Raw genomic sequence first — 20,246 nt, 5'->3', positions numbered from 1 at the left:
TCTTTTTAAGCGGCGTTTACTGCCATCACTTCCGCCAGCACATTGGCATAAACGCTTGCCAGTGCTTGTTCTAATGCCGGGAATTCTGCCAGTTCACGGTGGTTGTCATGATCACGCGCCATGATCCACACCGCCGTACCCCAGGCACGGGTATCCCAGACTTCGCGTTTGCTCAGTGACTCTTTGTAGTCGCGTACGCGTTTGTCTGCCAGCAGGGCTGCGAGAGCTTCATCTGAGTATTCACACAGGGCTTCTTTGACGTCTTTAAACAGTTGCTCCAGCAGTTTGCGGTCTTCGCTGACCAGCAGGTGACGGGCAATGGTTTCAACATCTTCGCGTCCGGATTTCACCAGCTCGTGTTTCTCCGCTGCTTCGCGGGCACGACGTAACACGCCCATAGCGTTGGCATAACGGCAGATCAGATCGGTATCACAGTCGCCGTAACCCGGCAGCTGACCATCAAACATGGTGTTGTCATGGCGGTAGGCTTCGGCCAGACGGCGCAGGTGCCACAGTCCCCAGCCGTGGGACAATTCTTCAACCATGGCTTTACGGTTGGACTTGGCCAGAATCTGGTCGCCACAGTGATAGCTGTACAGTGCCAGCGGGATCAGCACAAAGAAGTGCTCGCGGCTTTGTTGCCAGTTATCCAGTAATTGTTTGGTCAGCTCAGAACCGGTCGCCTGCAGGTGTTGCTCCAGGTGCAGACGCAGTACCATTTCCTGGCCCTGCATCAGCTCGGAACCATCGGCCAAACGCGTCGCTTTCACTGAATCGTGGGAACAGCGCTCCACGATCAGACCACTTGGGTCGTACTGGTAAGCGGTACCACCGCTCATACCATTACCGAAACCTTTGCCGTAGCTGCCGAGGTTGATGATGCTGCCGTTGGTCATGTATTCGCAGCAGAAGTCACCTACGCCTTCAACCACTGCCACCGCACCGGAGTTACGTACCCCAAAACGGTCACCGGCCTGGCCTTCTACAAACAGTTCACCGCCGGTGGCGCCAAACAGGGCGAAGTTACCCACGAGTACGTTGCCTTCGTCTTCACAGGTATCGGATACCGCAGCACCGGTGACACCGTCTCCAGCAGGAATACCGCCGCCTGCATTGGTGACGATAATTCGACCACCGCTGGAACCTTTGCCAACACCGTCGTTACAGGTGCCGCTGTGACGCAGGGTAATCCCCGAGTTATTAAACGCACCGAAGCTCTGACCGGCAGAGTTTGTACTGGATACCTGCAGACTGTCGTCACGCAGAATCACACGGCCATTGGCCAATACGTCAATCGCCGGATGAGCCGCACGTTGGGCGTCGGTCATCTCGTAGTTCAGGTGACGCTCCACATCGATGGCGAACTGGCCACCGGTGGTTTTATTACAGTTGTTCAGATTCGGGCCTTCGATGCTCAGGCTGGAAACCGCCTGATCGAAGAACTTCTCCAGCGCCTGCTCGATATAGCTGTCGTCCGGAGTAAAGTCGGCTTCCAGAGCAACCGCATCCGGCAGGTGTAACGCATCCGCCGGGCGCAACATAGCACTCATATCCAGCTGACCGTTCATCGCCGGGTGATCCACTAACTGCAGCAGGTCGCTGCGGCCACGAATTTCACGCAGGCTGCGGTAACCCAGGCTGGCCAGGATCTCACGCACTTCGTGGGCCAGATTAATAAAGTACTGCGCCAGGGCACGTGGATCGCCTTCGTAAACCTCCGGGTTGGTCGTCAGACCCGCCGGACATTTCACGTTACAGTTCTTCGCCATCACACACTTCAGCATCATCAGTGCGGTGGTACCGAACTCGAATGAGTCACCACCTAACATGGCGGACTTCACCACATCGAGACCGGTCTGGTGGGCGTTGGAGCAACGCAGGATAACGCGCTCACGCAGGCCGTTTTCAGCCAGTGCCTGATGCACTTCAGCAATACCAATTTCAGCCGCACGGCCGGTGTTTTTCAGACTGGTGACCTGAGCCGCACCGGTACCACCGGTGTTACCGGCAATGTTGATCACGTTGGCGCCGGCTTTCGCCACACCAACCGCGATGGTACCGACACCTTCAGAGGACACCAGTTTCACAATTACGCGAACACGCGCCGCTTTGGCGTCGTGGATCAGCTGACCCAAATCTTCAATCGAGTAGGTATCGTGATGCGGTGGCGGAGACACCAGCTCCACACCCGGTGTGCCACCACGGGCGGCGGCAATTTCGACGTTCACTTTGGCGGACGGTAATTGGCCACCTTCACCCGGTTTAGCGCCCTGGGCGATTTTAATTTCAATTTCCTGCAACGCCGGATCAGCCAGATAACCGACCCAAACACCAAAACGACCGGAAGCAAACTGCTTGATCTTACTGGCTTTCACGGTGTTATAACGGCGGGAGTGTTCACCCCCTTCACCGGAGTTACTCATGGCACCGGCGATATTGGTACCTTGCGCCACGGCCTCGTGGGCCTTTGCGACCAGCGCGCCATGGCTCATGGCACCGGAGGCAAACATCGGCGTGATTTCATGAGCGGGTTGTACTTCAGCCAAATCAATGGCACTCGGCACCGCTTGCAGGCGCGACAGCAGGTCCCAGGTTTTTTTCTCAGCGCTCAGATGAACGGTGCTGCCATCGTGTTTGGCTGCCGTTATGTCTGCTCCCAAACGCTGTTGCAGGGCATTCAGCAGGGCTTCGGCACGAGCGTTAGTATCGGTGTTGGCAGCGTCATGCAGAGTCAACGCAACGCTGTTTTCGGCGTCGTTGACGGCAATATCAGCGCCCTGAAAGGCACAAACCGCATTGCCTTGCAGTGATACCCGGTTCAGTTCAGCAACAAAGTCGGCTTCAGACGTACACACGGCCAGATTGATCGGCAGGGTTAATACATCACGAATAGTCGCCGGGCGCGCACCACGTTCGGCATACATCTCTTTGCAGAACGTACGGTAAGCCGGGGTGATCTCGAAGTTATCGATTTGTTCAGGGGTGCAGGCTTCAAAGCCCAGCTTACGGTAGCCATCGTCTTCAGGAACAGTGAGAAGCGGTGCTTCCTCTTGTTCTTCCGCGTACTGAATCGGCTCCTCGGTCATGTTGATAAATTCACGCACCGAGGTGGTGCCAAAGCTATGACCAGCACCGTCGCTGCGTTCTTTAAACAGACCTAACAGCGGTATTTCATTTTCACCCTGAACCTCGGCCACCCGGCCATGCCATTGGGTGGCATTGGCGGCGATATCGGCGAACCGCGCACCGCCAACCGGCGAGTGAATGTTCGGGAAGATACGGTGTAATACCGGATCTTGGGTATCGATAAAGTTGGCTTCGAAGAACTCACCACCGATGTAACTTTCGGCAGTACACAGGCCAAACTTGCCCATGGTCTTCATCAGCGCTTTTTGTACCGCTTTCTGGAAGTTGTTCACCGCTTGGGCGACTGCGACATCGTCGCTGTACAACTCCTGAGCGCGATAATACACACTCAGTGGACAAACTGCAGAAGCACCAAAACCGAGAATACAGGCGATATCATGGGTTGAGCAGGCCTGACCGGTTTCTACAACCAGACTGGAATTGAAGCGCAGGCCTTGTTTGATCAAGCGCTGGTTGGCTGCTGAAACAACCAATAAGGCTGGTAAGGCTGCGTACTGGTGACTCACTTCGCGATCACTGAGAACAATGATATCCCAGTTGTTGCGCGCTGCGGCTTCTACATGGCTACAAACCCGCTCCAGCGCTTCCAGCATATTGGCTTCATTCTGCTCGGCGTTACCGAAGTCCGGCTGATACAGAGTGTTGATGCGTTCTACCCGCAGTGCTTTTTGTTCTTCTATTTGCAGCATGTGTTGCGGCTGCAGAATTGGCGACTGTACCACCAGTTGGCGGGTGGAACCATCAGAGAAATTAGGTTTGCGACCCAACGCAACGCGCAGAGTCATGCCGTCCGCTTCACGGATGCTGTCGAGCGGCGGATTGGTAACCTGAGCAAAGCGCTGACTGAAGTAACGCGACATGCCACCTTCATCGCGTGCCAGAGCGTTGGGTGCCAGGCCGTAACCCATGGCAGAAATCTTCTCCATGCTGTTTTGCAGCATGGGATCGAGCATAAACTTGAAGCTTTCCTGGTTGAGGCTATACGCCACATGACGGGCAGCAATGTTCAACGGGCTGTTGATTGTTACATCGGCGAGGGATTTTTCCGGCAGTTGCTCGAGGTCGATGTGGGCATCGGCCAGCAATTGCGAGTAGTCTGCTTGTTGCGCTAAGCGCTCCAGGACGTCGTGAGTGTATTCGATACGCTGATGCTCGTGGTCGAATACGATCATACCACCGGCTTCAATACGGCCACGGCGGATAACGGTGTCGGCCGGGAAGTCGATCTGACCCGCTTCACTCATCACCGCCAGATAGTCATGTGTTTCCACGCTACGCAGTGGACGCAAGCCCAAACGGTCAAGGCGGGCGCCGACTTTGATTCCATCGCCAAAGATCAGTGCTGCCGGACCATCGTTTTTCTCTTCGTACAGGCTGAAATACTCCAGCATGTCACGCACGTTGTCTGGCAAGCGCTCGTCGTTTTCCCACGCCGGGGGCATCATCGCCAACGCAGCGGTATCGATTTCCAACTGGTCTTCGATAATGCGGCGTGCCATGGTCTGGTCGAGACGGGCAGAGTCCGATTGGCCTTTCGGGAAGATGATGTCTTTGCCGTGGGAGCGGGCAATGGCATCTTCACTGAGGCGGTTCTTACGGTCGGTGTTCAACTCACCATTGTGCGCCATACGACGGAACGGCTGGGCGAACATGGGGTTCGGTGCCGTATTGGTGGAGAACCGGGTGTGGAAAAATAAGGTATGAATCTGGTGCTCAGGATCGTTCAAGTCTTGGAAGTACGGCACCACTTCCCAGCTGTTCAGGCGACCTTTGAACACTTGTGTGCGCGAACTCATCGACAATGGGTAAAAACCGTCCAGTTCCGGGCGCTTAAAGGCCGGATACTCGATGTCTTCCAGCGCTTCGTTCAGCAGCACTTCAAATGCGGTCTGATCCTGAATGTGTGACGGACGGGCAAACACTAACTGGTGGATGACCAGCTGGGCTGCGGCACTGGCTTCATTCAGCGCATCCGGATTAACCGCGACATCGCGCCATAACAGGATATCCAGCTTATACTGGGCGAACACCTCACGCAGAATCTTTTCAGCTTCATCGTGCTGAGCTTCATCACGTGGATAAAAGAAGTTAGCAACGCCAAATTCACCGGGTTGCAGATCAGGGTTGCCAGTCAGGTGGCGATAGAAATTAAGGGAAATATCAACGTTAACACCGGCACCGTCACCAATGCCTTTGGCGTTGAACCCACCGCGGTGGGGAATTTTGCATAACGCCTGATGGGCGTGTTCTAACAGTTCGTGGGTCTGGAGGCTGTATTTGTGGGTGATAAAACCAACACCACAGCTTGAGTAATCCAGATCCCGATCAAATAAATAACGCATCGGCTATATAACTCTCGTCTGGCAGCTCAGCCCCAACCTCAGACACGCTGGGCCAGTGGGACTAACTGGTTGATATATATAGTTTTAACAACTGCATCAGGGTTGCTTAACCGCCTTAAAAATATCCACCTGAAAACAAGGGCCGTGCAGGATACACATTGAAACGCTTAATCGCAAATGAAAATTGTTTTCATTTTTGTAGGTGATGGACCATTGACCTGCGATGGAAAAAGATCCGATTGGTGACTTCGCAATGCCTGGTTAAGTACGGTTTTAAGCGCTTCGGTGATAGCGCTTTCATCTGTTCTGGTTGCGCGTTTATCCGCAACGTCGGTAATTTCTGGTATTTTCAGTTGATCGTTGGCCCTGTTGCAGCTGCTCTGAGCCCTGACTGCGAGGTGTATCGCAGTCATTGTTAACACTCTTCCCTTATGGATATAAAATTGTATGGCTTTTACCTGGACATTTATAGAAGTGTTTGCCGCAGCATTGTGGCTGATTTCACCGGTACTGGTTTTTCTGTCGGTGATTGTTTTGTTGTTGAGCCAGCTGGTTGGCCGCATTGAACACTGGAAAGCGTTTGATGCCTTCTATTGGGGCCTCATCACCGCGACCACGGTGGGCTATGGTGATATCCGGCCGCTGCAGCCACCGTCGCGGTTAATCTCACTGGTAATTGCCATTGTTGGTTTAACCTTTACCGGTATTTGGGTGGCCATTGCCATTGAAGCAACCAATGCCGCCTTCGAGCTGCACACCGATCCACAGGTTATCGAACAATTAAAACAAGAATTTGAATCCGACCGATGAGAACATTCATCTTCCTGTCCTTGCTGCTTCATAGTGTGTTCTCTCAGGCCGAACTGGAAGCCGGTATTGGTATTGGATATGCGCATGTGCCGGATTATTTCGGCAGTGATGAAGCTGAAGACTACGTGTTACCTGTCCCTTATCTTCGCTACCGCAGTGAAAAACTGAGCATCGACCGCAATGCGATTCAGGGGAACTTATGGCAGTCGGGACACTGGTCGTTGGAGTTGAGTTTTGGCGGTGCAATCCGGGTGGAGAGCGACAATAATAAAGCCCGTGAAGGTATGGATGATGTCGATTTCCTGGGTGAGGCTGGCCCGGCGTTGCATTATTATTTTCGCGGCGACCGCAATAACGACAACGCGCTGTTTTTGGTGTTGCCGTTGCGTTCAGCAATCAGTACCGATTTCGCGTCGGCGGCATTCCGGGGAGCAACATTTAATCCGGTGTTAAACTGGCGTCATTCATACCGCAGCAAGCAGCTGGAAGTACGTTCACAGTTAAGTACTGAAGTACGCTCTGCGACAGCAGCCTATCACGACTACTTTTATGGCGTAGAGCAGAAGTTCGCAACGACCGAGCGGGCACAATACTCGGCAGGAAGCGGATTTGGCGGCTACGGTGTCAGCTACAGTTTGGCTTTGATCCGGGATCATTACCTGGCGGCTGGTTTTCTTCGTTATGTGGATGTTTCCGCAGCCGACTTTGCCGACAGCCCACTGGTACGTCAGAACACTAACCTAGTGTTTGGTGTTGCCCTCGTCTATTTATTCTAACGTCGTCGCTACACGTGAAATGTGTTCAGGTTAGCGTGTAAATCCATCAGTCTTGTTGCGATGTTCTCGTTGGACTCCGACGTTTCCTTGGCTCCCTGGCTGGTTACTTCTGCAATTTTGGCAATGGTGTTGAGGTTACTGCTCACCTCTTTAGAAACACTGGCCTGCTGTGCCGTGGCGCTGGAAATTTGCTGATTGAAGTCGTTGATTTCGTTAACCGCCTCGCGTGCTTCTTCAAAAATCTGGCTGGTTTCCAAGCTGTGGTTCAGACATTTGGTACTGATTTTATTGCCTTTTTCCATGCTGCTGACGGCATTATGTGCTTCCGTTTGCAGTCGTTGCACCAGATTCTGAATATCTTCCGTGGATGATTGTGTGCGTTGTGCCAGAGAGCGGACCTCGTCGGCGACAACGGCAAAACCGCGACCAGTGTCCCCGGCTCGGGCGGCTTCGATGGCGGCATTTAACGCTAATAAATTGGTTTGTTCGGCAATCCCGCGAATGGATTCTAATACGCTGCCAATGCTATTGGTTTCCGTGACCAATGACTGAATAACCAGAGACGCTTGCTGAATTTCCTCCGTCAGGTTCTCAATAACGCTTTGTGTTTCAGCCGCGCTGTTTCGTCCTAATTCGACCCGATCACGAACTCGCCCGGTAATTGCTGAAGCACTGGATGTGCTGTTTGCAACCTCTTCAATGGTGGTGTTCATCTGGTTAACCAGCGTCACAATCTGATCGGTTTCATCACGCTGGCGATCAACATTTTCCTGAGTGGTGCGCATGACTTTCAGAGTTTTGCTGGCCGCTTGATCCAGTTCTTCAACTTGTGTGTTGGTACCCAGGATCATGGTGCGCAATACGCCGGTAAATTGATTAAAGGCTCGGGCGACGTCGCCGACCTCGTCTTTGGCACTGGCGTCCAATTGCTGACGCAGATTACCGTTTCCCTGTGACATCTCCATTAGCCGATGGCGCAGGTCTTTAACAGGTGCAACGATAGCTGTGCTGATTACAAAGGGAAGAATAAGACCAGCCAGCATGGCAATGGCTGTAATAAGAGCAATCAGCTGCTGCCCCTGACGCTCGTCCCTTTCCGCTTTTATAGCGGAGTTCAGTGTAAAAGCCTGAATCCGCTGTTGCATAGCCAGCAGTTGTTGCTCCAGTTGATCTTCAGCGTCTTCCACGCCTTTGATCTGGGTACCGATGGAGCTGACACCGCTGCTCTGTGCCTGGCTAACGAGGTTATTCATTTCGACAATCAGACTCATATATGAGCTATTGGCTGATTTCAGATCTGTTTGCAGGCTGGCGAACTCTCCGCGTGCCTTGTCATCGTGCAGCAGTGGAATTGCATTGGCGATAAATTTGTCAACATATGAGATTTCGGCACTAATCTTTTTCTGCAGCTTTTGTAACTTGTTGATGCTGATATCGAGGTCGCTACGGTATTGGTTTTGTCCTTGTTCGATCAGCGAGGCTTTCAATAAACTGCGCTCAAATAATAGTGCTTGTTCCAATTGGTGTTCGGTCAGCGTGGTAAGTTTATTGGCCAGAGGAATGTCTTCTTCGGAAATTTGAACCAGCTCTTTTCCAATTTTATTCATCTGACTGAGTGCAACAGCGGCGATGGACCCCAGTAGTACCAGTTGCAAAAAACCCAGCAAATAAATTTTATGGGCAATCTTCAGGTTTCTCATAGGACCGTTCCTTCAATGTGTGGGGCTGGTGAAATAAGCTTGGGAAAAACACAGAGCTGAAGCTTTGTCACAGATGAGAAAAGACAGGGCGAACGATCTCGTCGCACTGTTGATAGTTTTGGTCTTTTAATAATCATTAAGAGCCTTTATATCCGTAAAAACTGATCGATCAGCTGTGGCTACTTAATGAGCGCTTAACTGGAGGAGGTAATTTATAACCTAGTTGATATAACAGGCATTGCAACCAGCTGGCTTAATATGTGAACGAAAACCAGATTTGTTAAGGCTCGTTTCATATACGGCCAGTTATGATCACGCTCATTGCTATTAACGGTGAATAATCGTTTTTTCTTAAAATTTTTTTAAAGGGATTACGTTTAAGCGAATGATTATAAGGAGAAAAAATTCTGAAGGTCTGTGAGTCAAGTAGGGGCGATAAGCCCCTACTATGAGTTTTGATATTGCTGTTACTCAGCTCCAGCTGCTTTTAAAATCTCTGCGTATTCAGCCCCCTGAACGTGACTTGATATAGTTGTCAGCAGGCTGTTGCCGTCCAGGTTTTTTGCGTTCAGGTTATGGCCCTCTGCAACAAACAGATTAATGTATTGCTGGAAGGTTGCCGGAACCATATGACGGTATGCACGGATGACTGCGGTGTAGTCGACCTCGGTACCATCGTGGCTTTCTACGTCGATAAATGCGCGCAGTTGTTCTTCAGTCCAATCACCGCCAAATACTTTTTCTTTATCTTTCTTTTGCATGTTTCTGCTCTGATTTTAATTTATAGAATTATAATTAATTCAGCCTTAGCTGACTTTGCGGTACATAATATCCCAAACACCGTGTCCTTTACGCTCACCGCGTTTTTCAAACTTGGTGTACGGACGATGATCCGGACGGTCAACACACTGACCTTTGCCTGCAATGTTTTCGTAACCTTCAGCCACGTCCATCACTTCCAGCATATGTTCGCTGTAGGGCTGCCAGTCGGTGGCCATATGGAAGATGCCACCCGGCTTTAAGATGCGACGCAGGGTCTGGGCGAACTCGGCATTCACTATACGGCGCTTGTGATGCTTCTTCTTGTGCCATGGGTCCGGAAAGAATAACTGCACGGTATCGATGCTGTTATCCGGAATCAGCTTCAGCACTTCAATGGCGTCATCTTTATAAGTACGCAGGTTGGTAACACCGGCTTCTTCCGCGTGATTCAGTAATGAGCCAACGCCAGGCAGGTGCACTTCAACACCAATAAAGTCTTTTTCTGGTGCGGCTTGTGCCATCTGAACTAATGACTGGCCCATACCGTAACCAATTTCTACGACGACATGACCATCACGGCCGAATACGGCTTTGGGATCAATCGGACCGTCTTCCAGCTCCATGCCCATGATGGGCCACTGGCGCTCCAAGGCACCTTCCTGGCCTTTGGTTAAGCGACCGGCGCGAATAACAAAGCTTTTAATACCACGGCGGTATTCTTTTTTGCCTTCTGGTTTACCTTCCTGGCTCAGGGCTGCTTCGTTTTCCGCAGAGGTGCTTTCTTCTTGTGGAAGATCGTTGTTCTGGTTTTCTTCAGTCACGGTAGTTCTCGGGTACAGGTGTCGAAATTTAATTCAATTAATGTTCGTTATGGCTTACTGGCATTTTAAACGCAGCGACCGCAATCAGCCCCCAGGCAATTAACCAGCTGAGGCCACCAATCGGGGTAATCATCCCCAGCGACCGGATGTCCGTCAGCGCCAACAGATACAAGCTGCCACTGAATAGCAGAAGACCCGCCAGCATCATGGTAGATGAGCGTTGCAGCCAGATCTTTATATCGCTTTTCGGCAACGCCATCAGCGCAATTGCCAGTGCTAGCAGCACTGCGCCGTGTACCAGATGATACTGCACGGCGGTTTGCCAGACGGTCAGCATCTTGGCCGATAACACAGTCTTCAGGCCATGAGCACCAAACGCGCCCAGAGCAACGCCGCTAAAACCAGCGATGGCAGCAGAAATCAGAGTAGCTCGTGCTTGCATAAAGGGTGTTTTAACCGGGGAACACAGAAAGCCGCTGATTATACAGCAGTTATACAGCCTAGCCAGTCGGAAGCTGTTAGAATGCGGCAGCGAAAAACCGGATCAGACATAAGAGGCAGGCAGTGAAATACAAAGATCTGCGCGACTTTATCAAAATGCTGGAAAAACGCGGTGAGCTGAAACGCATCAGCTACCCGGTGGATACTTATCTGGAGATGACTGAAATCTCCGATCGTGTGCTCCGTGCCAAAGGCCCGGCGTTATTGTTCGAGAACCCAAAAGGCCACGATATGCCGGTGCTGGCCAACCTGTTTGGTACACCAGAACGGGTGGCAATGGGCATGGGTGAAGACTCCGTCGAAGCGTTACGCGAAGTGGGCAAGCTGCTGGCGTTTCTTAAAGAACCTGAGCCACCCAAAGGCATGAAAGACGCCTGGGCAAAGCTGCCGATTTTCAAAAAGGTTCTGAGCATGGGGCCGAAGCAAATCAAAAACGCACCCTGTCAGCAGGTTGTGCTGGAAGGCGATGATGTCGATCTGAGTAAAATCCCGGTACAACATTGCTGGCCTGGTGATGCTGCGCCGCTGATTACCTGGCCATTGGTGATTACCAAAGGCCCGCATAAAGACCGTCATAACCTGGGTATTTATCGCCAGCAGGTAATCGGTAAAAACAAGTTGATTATGCGTTGGTTAAGTCATCGTGGCGGCGCGTTGGATTTCCGTGAGTGGCAACAGGAGCGTCCGGGTGAACCTTTCCCGGTGACGGTTGCTCTGGGTGCCGACCCGGCGACCATTCTCGGAGCTGTAACGCCGGTTCCCGATACCTTAAGCGAATACGCCTTCGCTGGTTTATTGCGCGACAGCAAAACCGAACTGGTGAAAAGCATCGGGAATGATCTGCTGGTGCCGGCTTCGGCTGAGATTGTTCTTGAAGGTGTTCTTCATCCCGGAGAAATGGCGCCGGAAGGCCCCTTCGGTGACCACACAGGTTATTACAACGAAGTGGATGAGTTTCCGGTATTTACGGTTGAACGCATTACTCATCGCAAAGATCCGATTTATCACAGTACTTACACCGGTCGTCCACCGGATGAGCCAGCCATTCTTGGTGTGGCACTGAACGAGGTGTTTGTGCCCATTCTGCAGAAGCAATTTCCGGAGATTGTTGATTTTTATCTGCCACCGGAAGGTTGTTCATACCGTATGGCCGTGGTGAGCATGAAGAAGCAGTACCCGGGTCATGCCAAGCGGGTGATGATGGGGGTCTGGTCGTTCTTGCGTCAGTTTATGTACACCAAGTTTGTGATTGTGGTGGACGACGATGTGGATACCCGCAATTGGGAAGATGTGATGTGGGCGATTACTACCCGTATGGACCCGGCGCGTGATACCACCATGATTGAAAATACGCCGATCGATTACCTCGATTTTGCGTCGCCGGTATCGGGCTTAGGTTCGAAGATGGGGATGGATGCAACCAATAAATGGCCTGGTGAAACCGACCGCGAGTGGGGCACGCCGATTGTGATGGATCAGGAAGTGAAAGAGAAGGTGGATGCCATTTGGGATGAGCTTGGGCTCGGATGAAAACCCACAAGGTCACTTTCCAGCCAAACGGCGTCACCGTTTTATGTCGCGAAGACGAAGCCATCGCCGATGCCGCGTTACGCCAAGGGGTGATTGTACCGGTGAGCTGTGAGAACGGCATCTGCCATATTTGCCAGGGCGATCGCCAGTCGGGTGAGTTTGATTTCGGCAATTCCCTGGGGCAGTCCATACTTGAGCAGGATAATCAGGTATTATGCTGTGTCGCTAAACCTAAGACAGATATAGAGATTATTATGAACGATGTTTTTGCGCCTAATCACAAAACGGAAGTGACCCTGGCTTGTCAGGTTCCGTCGGTGACGTTAATGGCCGACAACATCTACCGCGTTGAGCTGATGGCTCCGGCGGGTAAAAAGTTCGATTATTGGCCCGGCCAGTACCTGATGCTGCAGGTCGAAGATGAACATGCCGAGTCAAAACAGTTTCCGTACTCCATTGCATCGGCGCCGGGTGCGATCACTGGCGGTGACAGTCGTCGTCTGGAATTACACATTGCAGCTAACAGCCCAACGGCAGAAGCCGTGGTGAAGTTTCTGCAGAATGCGGTGGTGGTTCGTGCGACCTTGCCCGGTGGCGATTGCCTGTTGAATCAGGCTTTCCTCGACGGACATAAAGAACAGCCGTTGTTAATGGTGGCCGCAGGCAGTGGTTTTTCCCAGATGAAAGCACTGATTGAAGGCGCTCTGGCCCTTAACCCAAAACAAGAAATTCACCTGTACTGGTCTAATCGGGCAGCGATTGGGTTTTATCTCAGTGATTTACCGCAGCAATGGGCACGTGACTTCGAGAATTTTCACTATCACCCAATCATCGAACAACACGCAGATGACTGGAATGGCCGCGCAGGTTGGATTTATCAGGTGATTCACGAAGATTTTGATGACTTAAGTCAGGTACAGATGTTTGCCTGTGGTTCACCAAATATGGTTTACGGCACACTCGATCAGTTGGAAAAACTCGGCTTAACACAGGCCAATATGCATTCCGATGTGTTTGCTTACGCCCCCAGACCTGAATAGATCATGCGTTTTTAAGCCCGCGCTCTGCGGGCTTTTTTAATCCGGGACGTTTAACCCTTACCGCTCCAATGCCAGCTGAAAATGTTCACAAGCCAGAGTTTCTTCGCCTTCGGCCAGTAGCACTTTGCCCATCGCGGCATGCAGTTCTGGCATGCCTTTGATTTTCAGACCGGTTTTCAGATATTCACGGGCTTTTTCCAGATTATGCTGACGCAGCGCCAGACGACCCAATGCCAGCAATAGCATCGGATCGTTCGGTCGCTCTGTCAGCTGGTGCTCGGCAAACAACAACTGCTTGTCGGTATCGCCGTGTAAGCGACCGTATAAGGACACCAGCTCATCGTGCCAGACGCTGGACATTGCTGAACGCAACTCCTGCTCGGCCAGTTTTTCTTCCCCTTGCTCTAACAGCAATTCGACATAACGCTTGACGATGGGCAGGGAAATACGGGCATTGCGCGGCATGTCGTGGAAGGTTGATTTTAATTCCTGCACGCTGCGAATACCGTGCGCTTTTACCGTACGATCCAGCAGTTGCAGCTGAACACGCTCTTCCAGTTGTTTTAACTTATCGGCTGGAATTTTTGATGCTCGCTTAACGGTTGGCAGTAAATCGTTCAGTGCAACCCAGTCTTCCAGGTCCTGATAGGTTTTTACCAGCAACTTCAACACATAGGCATGCTTTGGGTTTTGCTGGCGCAGACGTAATAACACGGCCAGCGCCTGCTCGTTCTGCCCCCGTGATTGTAATAACTGGACCTGGGTAATACCCACCGCCAGCTCAGAACCTTTTGTGCTTTGGCTGGCCGCTTTTAACAGCTCATCGGTGGCGTCGGGTTTGCCCTGCTCATATGCCGCACGGGCGGCTGCCAGGTAGTTAATTAACGGCGTGTCTGACGCTTCTGCTGAGGTTCGTAACTGGCGCTCTGCACGGCGCCACTGACCTTGTGCTAAAGCCAGGAAGCCGCGGGTTGTCTGGCGACGAGCACGAATGCTGCGACGTTGACGACGCCACTCGTTAAAGCGCCAGTCGCTGCCAATAATCAGCAGGCTGGAACGAATCAGCAAATACACAGCGGCCGAGGCCGCAGCCAGAATCAGCAGGAAAAACCACAGGCTGGTCTCTAGGGTGAACACATCCCAGCTCATCAATACATAGCCAGAATCGATGTTGAACACGGTGCCGATTAATAAACCAACGATGAGGGTGATTAATAAGAACAGCAACCAGATTCTCATGCGGCGTTCTCCTCCGCGGCATTTGAAACAACGCTACCCCGGCGTTGTTGCTCCACCAGTTTGCGCAACTGAACCAGAGACTCGCTGATATCCGGAACCGCTGGATTTACATCCCAGTTTTGCAACTCCGTTAGTGCGGCACGGGCGGCGCGGGTGCGTTCATCCTCGATCATCAGATACTGATCCAGCCAATCGGAGACACGCTTCAGACTGCTCTGATACAGCTCTGCCTGCTCGCGCAGCAGCGCTACCTGAGCCTGCTCCAGCATCAGGTTCATATTCTGTTGCAGATAGTACTGTTGATCGGGCGTCAGCGGTGCCGCAATGGGCGCGTCACGTTCGGTAATACGCACCATGCTGCTGATGCTGTCGCGGATGCCATGCCACAGTTGCCAGTACCACTCTTGTTTATCCAGCGTTTCCACTGGTTGTTCTGTTACCGGGTCGAGGACCAGTTTTTCTGGCATCCATGGCAGGCTGGTAACCTGTTCCTGCATCGCTTGCAGACGGGTGATCGCACCCACATTGTCGATTGCCGGAACCGCGCGCAGGGCCAGCAACTCACGGGCAATTTCACTGCGTACTCTGTTCATACGCGGGTTACGGGTTTCCAGTAGTACGTTATCCGCGGCAGTTAGCATGCTGACGGCACCATCCCAGTCGCGTTCCAGTTGTAAGCGCTGATTAGCCAGTCGTAACAGATATTCGGCTTCCGCTAATAACCAGTCTTGTCGTTCAGCACCGGGTAGTTTGCCAAGGCGTTCAGTATTGTGAGCCACTTGCTGCTGCAGGTTGTTGGCTGATTTGGTCAGGCTCTGCGCTTGTTGCAACAGATCCTGCTCGCGCTGCCCCAGGGCATCCGCTTTGGCTTGTGCTTGCGCCAGGCGGTCACGTAATACCGCGACTTCACCGCTGGTCTTTTGCTGCTGTTGCCAACCGAGGAAACCGGCGTAGCCAGCAACGGCGAACAGGCCCACCATCAGCACCAGGTTGATCCAGGATAATGGGTGTGGACCACGGCGATGTGCCGTGTCGGCCTTCGCTGGTTTATTGCTAGCGTTTGCCTTTGGCTGATTGTTTTCTGGCGTGGGGTTTGGGTTATCGATCGGTGTATCGTTGCTCACGCTGGTTTTCCTTTAAACAGATCGTTAGTCAGAATCGTGTGTGCGGATTTGTCTTCACTGACCAACCCAGTTCCGCAGCTGGGCCAGTACATCCTGATCACGGGCGCTGGTGGCTACCAACACCTGTTTATAACCTTTATTTTTTGCTTTCGCTGCCACCCGTTCACTGGGCACCAGAATGGCTGCAACCTGGCCAGCCAGATTGTCTACCTGCTGCTCAACAATATCCAGTGCCTGGCCGCTACTCAGTAATAACAGCGGCTGATGTTTCAGCGCCTGTTGCCACTGCGGTGCCGAATAGTTGATCTGACGTCGTTCGTATAACTCGGCGTAATCCACCTGGGCACCGCGCCGGCGCAGTTCCGTTGCCAGCGTTTCGCGCCCACCAATGCCGCGCCAGATGAGAATTCTCTGACCGTCAACCTGCTGCATTCTGTCCAGCTGCAATAAACCTTCGCTATCAAAACGCTGCTCCGGCATAAATACCGGGTGTAATTCACGCTTCAGTTCATCGGCAGTGGTAGGACCGACGCCATACCAGTCAATGTATAGCGGCGGCTGTGGCCAATACTTATCGAGCCACTGCAAACCAATTTCTGCGGCATTCTTGCTGATCGCAATCACCGCCTGATAGTGATCAATATCAAGCATGCGCTGGCGCAAAACTGAACTTTGCTCATCGCTGACCGGCACTATATCAATCAGCGGCTGGTGGACGATCTCCAGCGATTTATCCAGTGCTTCAATGGCTGCAACCAATTCATCTGCCTGGCCCACCGGACGGGTGACGATAACCCGCTTGCCGCGACTTGCCTCAGTCACTGATCAGTTAACCTCATGCCCGTATACTGCTGCCAGGATCTTACCAGCACCCTGTTCCAGCAGATGTTCTGCGGCTGCAATACCAATCGTTTCGGCATCGGCTCTGGCACCGCTTTGCAGTGTTGTCAGCATTTGCCGGCCATCCACACTGCCAACTAAGCCACGCAGGCTCAGTTGCTCTCCTTCAAGCTCTGCAAACGCCGCGATTGGCACCTGACAGCCTCCCTGCAGGCGTTTATTCAGGGCACGTTCAGCCATCACACAGGCTTCGGTTGCCGCATGGGCCAGAGGTTTTATCAGATTATGGATCGCTTCGTCATTGGCTCGCCATTCGATACCAAGGGCACCCTGGCCACCTGCTGGCAGCGATTGTTCGGCGGGAATAAAGCTGGCGATGCGATCGTCCATTTCCATGCGCAGCAGACCCGCAGCAGCCAGTATGATGGCATCAAACTCGCCTGCATCCAGTTTGCCTAAACGGGTCTGCACGTTGCCACGCAGGCTTTTGATTTGCAGGTCCGGACGTAATTGCTGAACCTGACACTGACGACGCAGGCTGGAAGTTCCGACAATTGCTCCCTGCGGCAACTCATCAAGCGACTTATAAGCGTTAGAGACAAAAGCATCGTGTGGATTTTCGCGTTCACAGATGACTCCCAGCTCCAGGCCTTCTGGAAACTCCATCGGGACATCTTTCATGGAATGTACGGCGATATCGGCGTCACCCGCCAGCATGGCGACTTCCAGTTCTTTTACGAACAGGCCTTTTCCACCGATTTTGGCCAGTGGTGTATCGAGGATTTTGTCGCCTTTGGTGGTGAAGGTCACCAGCTCAACTTGCAGGCCTGTGTGCAGGGCTTCGAGACGAGCTTTGATGTGCTCCGCCTGCCACATGGCCAGCGGGCTTTTACGGGTGGCAATACGCAATGTTGTTGGGGCAGACATACACTTCCTTCATTCGGTAACACGGCACGGAGTGAAGCCTCAGTGCCGTCGATCAAAAATTACCGGGCATAATACCAGCGCTGGGCTGGGATCAGAAATGCTGCGAACCGTTTTGTCGGCGATCAGAGATCACCGCGGGTGAAGTATGAGATATCCATTTTTTTGGGATAACCGTTTGGCTGGTAACCTTGCAGTTGGTTATCCAGAAACAACCGTGGGCTGTTATCTGCGATGCCTTCAATACGGACAAAGCGAATATGCTGACGGGACGGGATATCAAATAAGGGGAAGCAGACCTTCCAGTCAGAGACATCGACTTCGATACCGCTTTGCCAATCTTCCTTATCGCAGCTGCTGGCATTATTCCGCTGTTTTACCTCGCCCTCCGTAAATGCCGTTGACAGAGATTGGGTATAGATAACTTCAAACGGAGTAACGTCGTTATTGGTGTTTGGAAGTTGTGTCACGGGAAGTAGCTGATAAGAGCCAATAAAAATATTACGGGTTCGGAGGTTGGTGGCGGAACAGCTGGCATCGTCGTAATCCAGCACGGTCAGGGTAACGGAGGATTGTCCAAACTCAATCTGCTGGCGTTTCGCTAAATTTCCGGATATCGAAGAGCAGTCCTGACGCCATGTGCCTTCGAGTATCGCCAGATTGTTTTCAGCGCCGAAATTCGCTGGAATAGTCGGCACTCTGATGGTCTCCGTTTTATCTGAGTCGCTGCCACAAGCGGTGAGTAAAGAGGCCAGAAAAAAGGTGGTGATGCGCTTATTATTGGTATTAAACATAATGGTACCCGTACAAATCATCTGCTGATTGTACGGGTAAAAGCCAGACTTGTTGAGCCAGTATGGTGTAAGGGTTACTCCACCGTCACCGATTTTGCCAGGTTGCGTGGCTGGTCAACGTCGGTGCCTTTGATAACGGCAACGTGGTAGCTCAGCAACTGCAACGGCAGGGTATACAAAATCGGGGCAACAATATCGTCGCAATGCGGTACCGCCATCACCTGCATATTGCTCTCCGGGCGAATATCCGCTGTCTCATCCGCGAACACGTAGAGTTCGCCACCACGTGCACGTACTTCTTCAATGTTTGATTTCAGCTTTTCAACCAGATCGTTATTGGGTGCGACAACAACAATGGGCATTTCGGCATCGATCAACGCCAGTGGGCCATGCTTCAGTTCACCTGCGGCGTAGGCTTCAGCGTGAATATAAGAAATCTCTTTCAGCTTAAGCGCACCTTCCATTGCGATCGGGTATTGATCGCCACGGCCGAGGAACAGCGCGTGGTTCTTTTCAGCAAACTGCTGCGCCAGTTTTTCAATATCGGCATTCATTTGCAGCGATTTGTCGATCAGACCCGGCAGGCGTTTCAGTGCATCCGCGATGCGTTTTTCGCCTTCGGTATCCAATCCCTGGCCACGACCCAGTGCCACCGTTAATAACAATAAACCGACCAGTTGGGTGGTGAACGCTTTGGTCGAAGCCACGCCAATTTCAGCCCCGGCGCGGGTCATCAAAGCCATGTCGGACTCTCGCACCAGTGACGAGCCTGGTACGTTACAGATGGTCAGCGATTTCGCGAAGCCTAGTTCTTTTGCCAGACGCAGGGCGGCGAGGGTGTCCGCGGTTTCGCCGCTTTGAGAAATGGTGACCAGCAGTGAATTGGGGCGAACGACGGATTTGCGATAGCGGAATTCGGAGGCAATTTCGATACTGCAGGCAACGCCCGCCAGTTCTTCGATCCAGTAGCGTGCTGTCATACCAGCATGGTAAGAGGTGCCACACGCAATAATCTGTACCTGTTCGATGTCGCTCAGATCGCCCAGAGCATCAAGATTCAACTGGTCGCCAACCAGGCGGCCTTCCAGTGTGTTGGCGATGGCCTGTGGTTGTTCGTAAATTTCCTTCATCATGTAATGACGGAACTCACCTTTGTCACCGGCATCGTGTTCAACGTTGCTTTCTTTCACTTCACGTTCAACCGCTTGATTCTTCAGATCGTAAACCTGAACGTCGTTGCGGGTGATCTCAGCCACATCACCTTCTTCCAGGAAGGCAAAGCGGCGGGTTACCGGTAACAGCGCTAACTGATCGGAAGCGACAAAATGTTCGCCGATACCATAGCCAATCACCAGCGGTGAACCGGAACGGGCAACAATCATGCGCTCCGGATCTTTGCGATTGATCACGACCATGCCATAGGCGCCTTCCAATAAGGTTCGGGTCGCCATGACGGCTTCAAGCAGTGACGGTGCATTCTGCAGTTCGCGCTCAACCATATGAGCGATTACTTCGGTGTCGGTTTGTGAGGTAAACACATAACCCTGAGCTTTTAATTCATCACGCAGGGTTTCATGGTTTTCGATAATGCCGTTATGTACCACCGCAATATCGCCAGACACGTGTGGATGGGCGTTGGCTTCAGACGGTTCGCCGTGGGTGGCCCAACGGGTATGGGCGATACCGGTACCACCTGGCAGTGGCTGTTCTGCAACGGCATCGGCCAGAGCCTGAACCTTACCTAAGCGTCGCAGACGCCCCAGCTGTTCCTGGCCGCCGATAACGGCAACACCGGCCGAGTCATAACCGCGGTATTCCAGGCGCTTCAGGCCTTCTAATAAAATCTGAACGACATCCCTTTGCGCAACTGCGCCAACGATACCACACATACTTTTT

At 52.3% G+C, this 20,246-nt stretch carries 15 protein-coding genes; 4 read left to right on the top strand and 11 right to left on the bottom strand.

Annotation, left to right across the window (positions count from 1 at the left end):
- Positions 1-5: 5 nt before the first annotated feature.
- A complete protein-coding gene (locus MK185_14445; protein ID MCH2041825.1) occupies positions 6-5,489 on the bottom strand; it encodes a glutamate synthase-related protein in 5,484 nt (1,827 codons plus the stop codon).
- 447 nt (positions 5,490-5,936) lie between these two features.
- On the opposite strand from MK185_14445, the gene MK185_14440 reads away from it, so the two are divergent.
- A complete protein-coding gene (locus MK185_14440; protein MCH2041824.1) occupies positions 5,937-6,299 on the top strand; it encodes a potassium channel family protein in 363 nt (120 codons plus the stop codon).
- Positions 6,296-7,075 carry a MipA/OmpV family protein gene (locus tag MK185_14435; protein MCH2041823.1) on the top strand — a complete coding sequence of 260 codons (780 nt, stop codon included), beginning with the start codon at positions 6,296-6,298 and terminating at the stop codon, positions 7,073-7,075. Before MK185_14440 ends, MK185_14435 begins: the two co-directional genes overlap by 4 nt.
- A gap of 8 nt (positions 7,076-7,083) precedes the next feature.
- Here MK185_14435 and MK185_14430 read toward each other — a convergent pair whose 3' ends face one another.
- The 4 genes from MK185_14430 to MK185_14415 all read right to left on the bottom strand — a co-directional run bounded on the left by MK185_14430 (position 7,084) and on the right by MK185_14415 (position 10,800).
- A complete protein-coding gene (locus MK185_14430; GenBank protein MCH2041822.1) occupies positions 7,084-8,775 on the bottom strand; it encodes a methyl-accepting chemotaxis protein in 1,692 nt (563 codons plus the stop codon).
- A 467-nt stretch (positions 8,776-9,242) separates the two neighbouring features.
- Positions 9,243-9,536 (bottom strand): PA4642 family protein, encoded by a 294-nt coding sequence (locus MK185_14425; protein MCH2041821.1) that lies wholly within the window; start codon positions 9,534-9,536, stop codon positions 9,243-9,245.
- A 45-nt stretch (positions 9,537-9,581) separates the two neighbouring features.
- Positions 9,582-10,289: a tRNA (guanosine(46)-N7)-methyltransferase TrmB gene (trmB, locus tag MK185_14420; protein ID MCH2041820.1), complete on the bottom strand. Its 708-nt coding sequence runs from the start codon at positions 10,287-10,289 to the stop codon at positions 9,582-9,584.
- A gap of 106 nt (positions 10,290-10,395) precedes the next feature.
- Positions 10,396-10,800 carry a DUF423 domain-containing protein gene (locus MK185_14415; GenBank protein MCH2041819.1) on the bottom strand — a complete coding sequence of 135 codons (405 nt, stop codon included), beginning with the start codon at positions 10,798-10,800 and terminating at the stop codon, positions 10,396-10,398.
- A gap of 122 nt (positions 10,801-10,922) precedes the next feature.
- On the opposite strand from MK185_14415, the gene ubiD reads away from it, so the two are divergent.
- Both ubiD and MK185_14405 read left to right on the top strand, forming a co-directional pair.
- A complete protein-coding gene (gene ubiD, locus MK185_14410) occupies positions 10,923-12,389 on the top strand; it encodes a 4-hydroxy-3-polyprenylbenzoate decarboxylase (GenBank protein MCH2041818.1) in 1,467 nt (488 codons plus the stop codon).
- Complete coding sequence (locus tag MK185_14405) at positions 12,386-13,429, top strand: 2Fe-2S iron-sulfur cluster-binding protein (protein ID MCH2041817.1); 1,044 nt, start codon at positions 12,386-12,388, stop codon at positions 13,427-13,429. Before ubiD ends, MK185_14405 begins: the two co-directional genes overlap by 4 nt.
- A gap of 57 nt (positions 13,430-13,486) precedes the next feature.
- Here the strand turns inward: MK185_14405 and MK185_14400 are convergent, their stop codons facing one another.
- From MK185_14400 to glmS, 6 genes are all read right to left on the bottom strand, one after another.
- Positions 13,487-14,668 carry a heme biosynthesis protein HemY gene (locus tag MK185_14400; GenBank protein MCH2041816.1) on the bottom strand — a complete coding sequence of 394 codons (1,182 nt, stop codon included), beginning with the start codon at positions 14,666-14,668 and terminating at the stop codon, positions 13,487-13,489.
- Entirely contained in the window at positions 14,665-15,792 is a 1,128-nt protein-coding gene (locus MK185_14395) for a uroporphyrinogen-III C-methyltransferase (GenBank protein MCH2041815.1), read from the bottom strand. The genes MK185_14400 and MK185_14395 overlap by 4 nt, the downstream gene beginning before the upstream one ends.
- Before the next feature lie 54 nt (positions 15,793-15,846).
- Positions 15,847-16,614 (bottom strand): uroporphyrinogen-III synthase, encoded by a 768-nt coding sequence (locus MK185_14390; GenBank protein ID MCH2041814.1) that lies wholly within the window; start codon positions 16,612-16,614, stop codon positions 15,847-15,849.
- A gap of 3 nt (positions 16,615-16,617) precedes the next feature.
- Entirely contained in the window at positions 16,618-17,559 is a 942-nt protein-coding gene (hemC, locus tag MK185_14385) for a hydroxymethylbilane synthase (protein ID MCH2041813.1), read from the bottom strand.
- A 122-nt stretch (positions 17,560-17,681) separates the two neighbouring features.
- The gene (locus MK185_14380; GenBank protein MCH2041812.1) at positions 17,682-18,350 is read right to left on the bottom strand and encodes a hypothetical protein; all 669 of its coding nucleotides are present in this window, start codon (positions 18,348-18,350) and stop codon (positions 17,682-17,684) included.
- A 74-nt stretch (positions 18,351-18,424) separates the two neighbouring features.
- Positions 18,425-20,239, bottom strand: coding sequence for a glutamine--fructose-6-phosphate transaminase (isomerizing) (gene glmS / locus MK185_14375; protein MCH2041811.1), 1,815 nt, complete (start codon positions 20,237-20,239; stop codon positions 18,425-18,427).
- Between the last annotated feature and the right edge of the window lie 7 nt (positions 20,240-20,246).

The organism is Saccharospirillaceae bacterium (assembly GCA_022448365.1).
Classification (GTDB): Bacteria; Pseudomonadota; Gammaproteobacteria; order Pseudomonadales; family Oceanobacteraceae; genus Bacterioplanoides.
The sequence above is the reverse complement of the archived record's forward strand: the minus strand, read 5'-3'. Positions and strand labels throughout refer to the sequence as shown.